This is a genomic window from Mesorhizobium sp. M7A.F.Ca.CA.001.10.2.1, assembly GCF_003998575.1.
Lineage (GTDB): Bacteria > Pseudomonadota > Alphaproteobacteria > Rhizobiales > Rhizobiaceae > Mesorhizobium.
This window is the reverse complement of record NZ_RZQY01000213.1, coordinates 1-8,884: the sequence shown is the minus strand read 5'-3', so window position 1 is coordinate 8,884 and position 8,884 is coordinate 1. Positions and strand designations below refer to the sequence as shown.

Here is an 8,884-nt window from a genome sequence, read left to right as displayed (position 1 = left end):
GCGTGCCGACCTCAGCGCCTCGCGCCTGGTGTCGATGATGGTCGGCCGCGATCTGTCGGCTTTCTACAAGAAGGATCATCGGCCGCCGGACGAAAAGCGCGCGGTGGCGCTCTCGGTGCGTGGCATGTCCGACGGCCGTCTCCTGAAAAACTGTTCGTTCGACCTGCACAAGGGCGAGGTGCTGGCGCTGGCGGGTCTGGTCGGCTCCGGCCGTACCGAGCTTGCGCGGCTGATCTTCGGCGCCGACAGGCGCGTGTCAGGCACGCTGGAACTCGACGGCAAAACGATCTCCATCGGCTCGCCGCGCGAGGCGCTCGATGCCGGCATCGCCTATCTGACCGAGGACCGCAAGGAACTTGGCCTGTTCCTCGACATGTCGATTTCCGACAACATCAGCATGGGCGTGCTGGCGCGGGATTCGCGCGCCGGCGGCTTGCGCGACTTCGCGACCGCCGAAAGGCGCGCTTCCAAGGCTGTTGCCGATCTCTCCATCCGCACCAGTTCGGTGCAGGCCAATGCCGGCTCGCTGTCGGGCGGCAACCAGCAGAAGGTGCTGCTCGCCCGCCTGCTCGAAACCGAGCCGAAGGTCGTCATCCTGGACGAGCCGACCCGCGGCGTCGATGTCGGGGCGAAATCGGAAATCTACCGGCTGATCGACAATCTCGCCAAACAGGGCATTGCCATCCTGATGATCTCCAGCGAACTGCCCGAGGTGATCGGCGTCGCCGACCGCGTGCTGGTGATGCGCGACGGTACGATATCGGGCGAGGTGACGGCATCGCAAGGCGAACCGCTAAGCCAGGAGAAAATCATGGAACTTGCAACAGGAGCGGCTCAGCAATGACCGACAAGGCGACCGAGATCAGCGCAGGCGGCCAGGCCACCGGCACAAGCCGACGTTTGCGCACGGCTTTCGCTGCCCTCGGCATGCTGCCGGTGCTGATCCTGCTGGCGGCCGGCTTCCAGTTCCTGAACCCGCGCTTCCTGACCGAGACCAATCTTCTGATCGTCACCCAGCAGTCGTCGATCAACATCGTGTTGGCGGCCGGCATGACCTTCGTCATCTTGACCGGCGGTATCGACCTGTCCGTCGGCGCCATCCTCGCCGCATCGGCGATGGTGGCGGTGATGGTGTCGCTGGTGCCGGACTGGGGTTTGCTCGGCGTGCCGGCGGCCATTCTGGTCGGCCTCGGCTTCGGCCTCATCAACGGGCTGCTCATCGCCTACATCAAGCTGCCGCCCTTCATCGTCACGCTGGGTTCGCTGACCGCGGTGCGCGGTGTCGCCCGCCTGCTCGGCCAGGACACCACGGTGTTCAACTCGGACCTGCCGTTCGATTTCATCGGCAACGGTTCGCTGTTCGGCATTCCGTGGCTGGTCATCATCGCGCTGTCGGTGGTGGTGCTGTCCTGGCTGGTGCTCAAGCGCACCGTGCTCGGCACCTGGATCTATGCCGTCGGCGGCAATGCCGAAGCGGCGCGGCTGACCGGTATCAAGGTGCCGCTGGTGCTGCTCTTCGTCTATGGCGTTTCCGGCCTGCTGGCCGGTCTTGGCGGCGCCATGTCGGCGGCCCGGCTCTACGCAGCCAACGGCTTGCAGCTCGGGCAATCCTACGAACTCGACGCCATTGCTGCGGTCATCCTCGGCGGCACCAGCTTCGTCGGCGGCGTCGGCTCGATCTGGGGTACGCTGATCGGCGGCCTGATCATCGCGGTGCTCTCCAATGGGCTCATCTTGGCCGGTGTCTCCGACATCTGGCAGTACATCATCAAGGGATTGGTCATCATCGTGGCGGTCGCCCTCGACCGCTACAGGCTCCAGGCAGGAGCAAGAACGTGATTGACCTTAGTCGCCGGCGTCAACGACCGGTTTGTGTAACGCACCGTGAGAGGCGCGGGGCAATCGGAGGAAAGCAATGAAGACCATCGCCAAACTGCTCTGCGGCGTCGCACTCGCGTCGCTCGCCATCGCGCCTGCTTCGGCCAAGGACCTCAACAAGGTCGGTATCTCGGTCGGCCTGCTCGGCAATCCCTTCTTCGTCGCCACCATCAAGGGCATCGAGGACGCGGCCAAGAAGATCAACCCGAAGGTCGAGGTGACCTCGGTATCGGCCGACTATGACCTCAACAAGCAGGTCTCGCAGGTCGATTCGTTCATCGCCGCCGGCGTCGACGTGATCATGCTCAATGCCGTCGACGCCAAGGCGATCGCGCCGGCGGTGAAGAAGGCGCAAGCCGCGGGTATCGTCGTTGCCGCCTTCGACGTTTCGGCGCCGGGCGCCGACGTCACCGTGATGACCAACAACGTCAAGGCCGGCGAAGAGGCCTGCCAGTACCTGGTCGACCACACCGGCGGCAAGGGCGACTACGTCATCCTCAACGGACCGGCATCGTCCTCGATCCTGGAGCGGGTGAAGGGCTGCAAGAACGTGCTGGCGCAGCATCCCGACATCAAGATCCTCTCCGACGACCAGAATGCCGAAGGCTCGCGCGACGGCGGCCTGAAGGTGTTCCAGTCGCTGCTCACCCGCTTCGACAAGATCGATGCGGTGTTTGCCATCAATGACCCGACGGCGATCGGCGCCCAGCTTGCGGCCAAGCAGCTCAACCGTTCGGAATTCATCTTCACCGCCGTCGACGGCGCGCCCGATATCGAGAAGGAACTCTCCTCCGGCACCTCGATGATCAAGGCCTCGGCCTCGCAGGATCCTTACGTGATGGCCGGCCAGTCACTGACGATGGCGGCCGAACTGCTGGCCGGCAAGAAGCCGGCGGAGCCGACCGTGCTGCTCGACCCGAAGCTGATCACGGCCGAGAACCTGAAGGACTACAAGGGCTGGACCGCGGCCCGCTAAACGTCCCTCAGCAGCGTGCGGCCGGGATCACCCGGCCGCACGTCTTGTCCAGGCATCGGTTCCCCAATGGGGTCGATGCGCAGCACCGGAGACGATGATGTCGCGTATTGGAATCCATTCTTTCGTCTGGTCGGCGGGCTCGGCCCAGGCCGATCTCGAGCGCACGCTGGCCAACACCAGGGAGGCCGGCTTCGACCTCATCGAATTCTCCTATCTCGATCCCGCCAATGTCGACATCGGCGGGCTTGCCAGGCGCATCGCCGATCTTGGCCTCGGCGTCGCGATCAGCATCGGATTGCCTGCTGATGGCGACATTTCGAGCGCCGACAAGGCGATTGCCGCGCGCGGCGTCGAAATCCTCAACGACACCATCGCGCTGACGCGCGATCTCGGCGGCCGGAAGGTCGCCGGCATTCTCTCGACCAGCCACGGATTGCAGGTCGAGGCGCCGACGCGCGCTCAATGGCAGCGCAGTGCCGGCACGCTGGCCAAGGTTGCCGAGACAGCCAAGGCGGCCGGCGTCACGCTCAACCTCGAGATCGTCAACCGCTTCGAAAGCAATCTGCTCAACACCGCCGCGCAAGGGCTGGCCTTCATCGAGGACACAGGCTCGGACAACATCTTCCTGCATCTCGACACCTTCCACATGAACATCGAGGAGGCCGATGTCGGGCTGGCCATCCGTCATGCCGCCGATAAGATCGGCTATGTCCATATCGGCGAAAGCCATCGCGGCTTCCTCGGCACCGGCAATATCGATTTCGCCGCGATCTTCGATGCGCTGACTGCTATCGGCTACAGCGACGACCTCAGCTTCGAATCCTTCTCTTCGGAAATCGTCGATGAGAACCTGTCGAAGAAGACCGCGATCTGGCGCAATCTCTGGACGGACAACATGGCGCTGGCCAAGCACGCGCGTGCTTTCATCGGTCTGGGAATGGAGACGGCAAGGCGCAAGGCGGAACTCGTCTCGGCGCGGCACAAACCCTGACCCGCCCGTCGAGAGCCGAAGGACGCGGCGTGCGCCGCAGGGCAGGGCTCCGAACTCAGATTAACAAAAAGCCTCGTGGTAGCCGGTGTTGGTAGCTTTTGTGCCGCCAGTTTTTCCGAGATAGGAATTTTTTCTTGACTCGGTGACCTCAGCTATGGTACATATTTGCTTATGGTGCTGATTTGCGCCAGTGACCCGCCGCACAGGCGGGTTTTTTGTTTGATGCACCGTCAGCCAAGGTGCCGGCCGTATGGCGCCGGCATTGCTCGCGGCAGGTGCATCGGTTATTTGACCGGCCAGGCAAACAACGCCACGCAATCCACCAAACGGAGCCCAGCACATGACACGCGAGACAATCCTCAAATTCGGCACCGTCGAACACGCGGACGCCGGCGATCTGGCTGGCTGGATCGTCGTCGAGGGCAAGCCGACCATGCAAACCGCCGTCCAGCACACGACCGAGGACGGCAAGGTGCTGTCGGGCACCTGGCGCGCGACGCCCGGTACCTACCACGCGACCTATACCGACTACGAGTTCGTGCACATGATCGCCGGCCGCATCATCATCACGCCGGACGGCGGCACACCGGTCGAGGTCGGTCCCGGCGATGCCTTCGTGGTGGAAGCCGATTTCAAGGGAACCTGGAAGATCATCGAGCCGGTGACGAAGCATTTTGTCGTCAGGGTTGGCTGAGGCGGGGTGATCCGTCTGGCCCGCCATGGTTCGCCATGGCGGAGCTGATCTCTGCATTCGCCCGGGCCTCGGCCAGGCCACTCCCCGGACTCCGGTCATTGGGTCATGAAGGCGTCTGCGGCGTCATCCACGGTCGGCCTCGACGTGAATGATACGGCACTCGCCAGCCAAGCGATCTCTCATCGGCGCTTACCAGCCAAATATCCTTGATACACCGGATCGATCCCCTAGTTCTTTCGGGGGCGCGGCAATCGCTAGGTTGCCTCGGGGGCAGCGGCGGTTCGGCCGTTCTGACTGCACGCCGCGGAAAGACGGTTGGACCGACGCATCCATGGAGGTCGTCGTGCGTCAATCGCGTGGATTCACCTGTGCGTATTTCGTCTTAGCTTGCTCGATCGCCGTAGTTTGCGCAGGAGCTGCAACCGGTGGTCAGCAAGGCGGAGGGCATGGCAACGGCGGCCATGGTTCTGGTGGCCATGGTGGCGGCGGAGGTCATGACGCCGGCGGCAACCACGGCGGCTCGCAGAAAGGGACTGGCGATGACCCCGGCGGCTCCAGTTCGTCGGCGGACGACGGCGAGACCAGCACAAGCGGCACTGCGGCAGCCCCGGGGACGGTAGGTCCGGCCACCGCTACTGCTGTTGCGTCCGCAAGGGGCGGACAGTCGCTCGACCTGCCGGCCGCTCTCCAGCCTCCCAGCGACAGCAACACTCAATCAACAGTCAGCCGAACCGAGGCGTTGCCGGGCGTCCCGGATAAAGTCGTTCGGGCCTGCCATGATGCCATCGAGTCGGCCGCCGCTCCGTTTGGGGCGACCAGCGTGCGCGTCGCCAGCGCGGGCGTCGTACATCAGTTGAGTCGGGCGACGATCTCGGCCCCTATCGAGGTCAGCATCGACTATGTGCGGCCTCGCGTTGCTCGTCCAGAGCCTCCTGAAGCTTAGCGACACGCACCAAAAGAGCTTGGGCGGCGGCTTCGCGCTCGATGCGTGCTCTGTCGAGATCCTCACGATTCATGACAGCTGTAGTACGTTCCCGTGCCAGAGCCTGTGCCGTCTCGGTTGCGGCCTGCTCGGCACGCTCTTTCGCTGAGACTGCTTTGGCTCGCTCCAGTTCAGCCGCCTGGCGCTCGACGCGAGCTTCTTTCAACTCCTCAACGGCCGCTGCTGCTGCAGCGCGTTCTCGTGCGAGCGTTCGCTCCGTGTCAGCTGCGGTCCGCTCCACCTGTTGTCTCGCTGTGACCGCGTCGGTCCGTTCCTGCTCAGCCGCGGCCGTACGCTTCATGAGTGCGGCATTGGCCAGTTTCGCTTCGGCGAGATCGCCACGAAGCAGCTCCGCCTTCCGGCGTTCGTCGTCGAGCATGCCGCTCGCCTGCGCCAGTGAAGCCTTGGCCGTGGCGCGATCCTCGGCGGCCTCGGTCTGAAGCTGTTCAATTTGGACGCGCGCTTGCGATAAATCGCGCGCCTGCCTTTGGGCCTGCTCCTGCTCGAGATGAGCAGCGGGCATCTCCTCAAGGACATAGCTGGTGGCCTCGCTCAGCATCGTGCGGGCATCTCCCGCAATGCGCCGCAACGCGTCAAGAGTGCGGGCCGCCGCGAGTTCATTGCGCAACCGCTCCTCGCGCGCGTCATCGGCAGCTGCCATGCTTGCCCTCAGCGTGTGGATCTGCTTGCTCGCCTCGAGGAGCGCTCCCTGCAGAGCGGCGCTCCTGGTACGCTCGCCTTCCGCCGCCCGGTGCTCCTGGTCGGCCAATTGTCTCGCAGCGGCAGCCTGAGCACGATCCGTGCCGGCTTGCGCCTGGTTAGCCGTGAGATCCGGGCCAAGCAATTCGGCACTCGCCTGAGGTCCTAACGGGCGCGAAAGGGCTCGATGGGCCTGGTCTTGGGTTTGCGAGATGGCGGAAGCGCTTTCGACCCAGATTTGTCTCGTCATCGCATAGCCAATCGGCGCGGCCAGACAAATGGCGGCGAGACCCAAGCGCGATACAAGAACGATCGGCCTGCGAACGACAGGGTTTGAGGCAGGCGCCATGGCCGGGTCGGGATCTCCCATCTGCGCTGTGAAATTCAAACCGCGATCCGCAGCATAGGCCAACGGAGCAATTTTTGGCGGTGAAGCTCTATGGCGCAATTGGTCCCATGCCGACCCGCAAATCCGCTTCCCACGTTCCGCGATCGCGCTGATGGATGCTGCAAGCCGGCCAGACTGCACACTGTTCGGTGCAGGAGCACCGGTCACTAACGAGCTCCCGCTGGGTTCGGATGTCGCGGCGAAATGCTCGATTCGCACTCCGAACCGAGAGTAGTTGGTATTTTGAGCCCGAACATCCAGGCCGACCGCATGCAAGGGGTTGGCAGCCTTGGAAGAAGCAGGTCCGGCGACAAGTCCGGCCGGGCTTTCCCATTCCCAAGAAGCCTCGTCGGCGATACCGGATCTGCCTTCGTCAAACGCTGCAAGGCGGCGTCGTCGCACCGCGGCAAGGATACGCCGGAGCACAAGATAGACGCCCACCGATGCAAGCGTCACCACTGCGATCAGAATGGCCAAATTTACGTCGTTTGCATACATTTCGGCAAGATAATTTGGCATTGCCGTGCCCGTGCGTTCTGGGGTGTATCGTCAAGTTCGTAAAGCGATGTCTGGTCATCCGCCTTGGTTTTGGCCAAGGCTTACCGCCCTCGAAACGTCGCTTTCGTCGGGATCCTTCTGGTACTTGCGAATTGTTGCGGATGGCGGGGCGCCGGTCGCGCGCTGATAGATCGCCGCAGTTGATATTCCTTGGCGGGCAATGCCCGACCAAGGACACATGCGGGGCCCTGAGACGCCGATTTGCGCCTCTGCATATCAACCTCGCGAGAGTTCGCCGGTGCGGACAAGCCACTTCCCGGCTCTTGACTGTCCATCATGAACTTAAGCTAGGTCACAGCGCACCACGGTCAACCATCACCTCGCAATGATCCTGCCGGCAGCCTTCGGCCAGACAAAAGGGCCATTGTAGTGCCCGCTCTTCGGAGCGAAGCTGGATTGTTCGGCGATGCATTCCCGGCGAAATTAGAATTCGTCGTACTGTTTCGCGAAAAGTACGACGTCAGTTGCTAAGCTGGTGAAAATGCGTGGTGATCCCGACAGGAATCGAACCTGTGACCTACAGATTAGGAATCTGCCGCTCTATCCTACTGAGCTACGGGACCACGCGGCCAGACACATAGCCGCTTCGGATCGTTTCGCCAAGAGGCCGGCCGATGGCAATTCGGCCGGCTTTGCGCTGCCGTCGTCAGGCGGCCAGCGCGGTTTCCGCCAGTTTCACCCAGTAGCTCATGCCGTGCGGGATGACCTCGTCGTTGAAGTCGTAGGCCGGGTTGTGGAGACCGGCGGTGTCGCCATTGCCGATGAAGATGAAGGCGCCGGGGCGGGCTTCGAGCATGTAGGAGAAATCCTCGCCGCCCATCACCGGCTGGATGCCGCGGTGGACATGGGCGTCGCCGGCGACACTCATCGCGACATCACCGGCAAACACCGTCTCTTCCGCGTGGTTGAAGGTCACGGGATAATTTGCCTGGTAGTCGACCTCGATCTTTGCCCCGAACGCGGTCGCCAGCCCGTCGCATATGCTGCGGATGCGCTCTTCGGACTTCTTGGCGATCTCCTTGCGCAAGGTGCGCACGGTGCCGGCGATTTCAGCGGTTTCGGGGATGATGTTGTAGGCGTCACCGGCGTGGAACTTGGTCACCGACACCACCACGGCCTCGACCGGATCGGTGCTGCGCGAGGCGATCGTCTGCAAGGCGCCGACCAGTTGGCTGGTGATGACGATCGGGTCGATCGTGCCGTGCGGCATCGCCGCGTGGCCGCCCTTGCCGCGCACGGTGATGGTGAACTCGGCGGTCGCCGCCATGATCGGGCCCGGGCGGATGGCGAACTGCCCGACGGGCAGGCCCGGCATGTTGTGCATGCCGAACACCCTTGAGATGTCGAAACGCTCCATCATGCCGTCCTTGACCATCTCGTTGCCGCCGCCGCCGCCCTCTTCGGCCGGCTGGAAGATCACCGCCACGGAACCGGTGAAGTTGCGCGTCTCGGCGAGGTATTTGGCCGCGCCCAGCAGCATCGCCGTGTGGCCGTCATGGCCGCAGGCGTGCATCTTGCCGGGGATGGTCGAGGCGTAGGATTTGCCTGTGATCTCGTTGAGCGGCAGCGCGTCCATATCGGCGCGCAGGCCGATGGTGGGGCCTTCGCCCTGGCGGCCGCGGATGACGCCGACGACGCCGGTCTTGCCGAGGCCGGTGACCACATCGTCGCAGCCGAAAGCCTTCAGCTTCTCGGTGACGAAGGCGGCGGTCTTGAAG

At 63.6% G+C, this 8,884-nt stretch carries 8 protein-coding genes and 1 tRNA gene; 6 read left to right on the top strand and 3 right to left on the bottom strand.

Translation table 11 applies throughout. The features are described from left to right. The 6 genes from EN964_RS15655 to EN964_RS37700 form a co-directional block, all read left to right on the top strand. The coding region (locus tag EN964_RS15655; protein WP_164775830.1) for an ATP-binding cassette domain-containing protein at positions 1 to 844 on the top strand (844 nt) is incomplete at its 5' end. Then, the gene (locus tag EN964_RS15650) at positions 841 to 1,839 is read left to right on the top strand and encodes a ribose ABC transporter permease (protein ID WP_127266680.1); all 999 of its coding nucleotides are present in this window, start codon (positions 841 to 843) and stop codon (positions 1,837 to 1,839) included. The genes EN964_RS15655 and EN964_RS15650, both read left to right, overlap by 4 nt. 76 nt (positions 1,840 to 1,915) lie before the next feature. After that, positions 1,916 to 2,854: an ABC transporter substrate-binding protein gene (locus EN964_RS15645; RefSeq protein ID WP_027038073.1), complete on the top strand. Its 939-nt coding sequence runs from the start codon at positions 1,916 to 1,918 to the stop codon at positions 2,852 to 2,854. Between the two features lie 97 nt (positions 2,855 to 2,951). After that, on the top strand, positions 2,952 to 3,845 hold the full coding sequence (locus EN964_RS15640) for a sugar phosphate isomerase/epimerase (RefSeq protein ID WP_127266679.1): 894 nt from the start codon (positions 2,952 to 2,954) through the stop codon (positions 3,843 to 3,845). A 340-nt stretch (positions 3,846 to 4,185) separates the two neighbouring features. Continuing rightward, entirely contained in the window at positions 4,186 to 4,539 is a 354-nt protein-coding gene (locus tag EN964_RS15635) for a cupin domain-containing protein (RefSeq protein ID WP_127266678.1), read from the top strand. Between the two features lie 425 nt (positions 4,540 to 4,964). After that, positions 4,965 to 5,159: a hypothetical protein gene (locus EN964_RS37700; RefSeq protein WP_164750860.1), complete on the top strand. Its 195-nt coding sequence runs from the start codon at positions 4,965 to 4,967 to the stop codon at positions 5,157 to 5,159. Positions 5,160 to 5,426: 267 nt separating this feature from the next. Here the strand turns inward: EN964_RS37700 and EN964_RS38585 are convergent, their stop codons facing one another. The 3 genes from EN964_RS38585 to EN964_RS15615 all read right to left on the bottom strand — a co-directional run. After that, positions 5,427 to 7,127: a hypothetical protein gene (locus EN964_RS38585; protein WP_236383416.1), complete on the bottom strand. Its 1,701-nt coding sequence runs from the start codon at positions 7,125 to 7,127 to the stop codon at positions 5,427 to 5,429. Between the two features lie 525 nt (positions 7,128 to 7,652). After that, positions 7,653 to 7,729, bottom strand: a tRNA-Arg gene (locus tag EN964_RS15620). An 83-nt stretch (positions 7,730 to 7,812) separates the two neighbouring features. Beyond that, a partial coding sequence (locus EN964_RS15615) for a M20 aminoacylase family protein (protein WP_164775829.1) occupies positions 7,813 to 8,884 on the bottom strand: 1,072 nt, incomplete at its 5' end.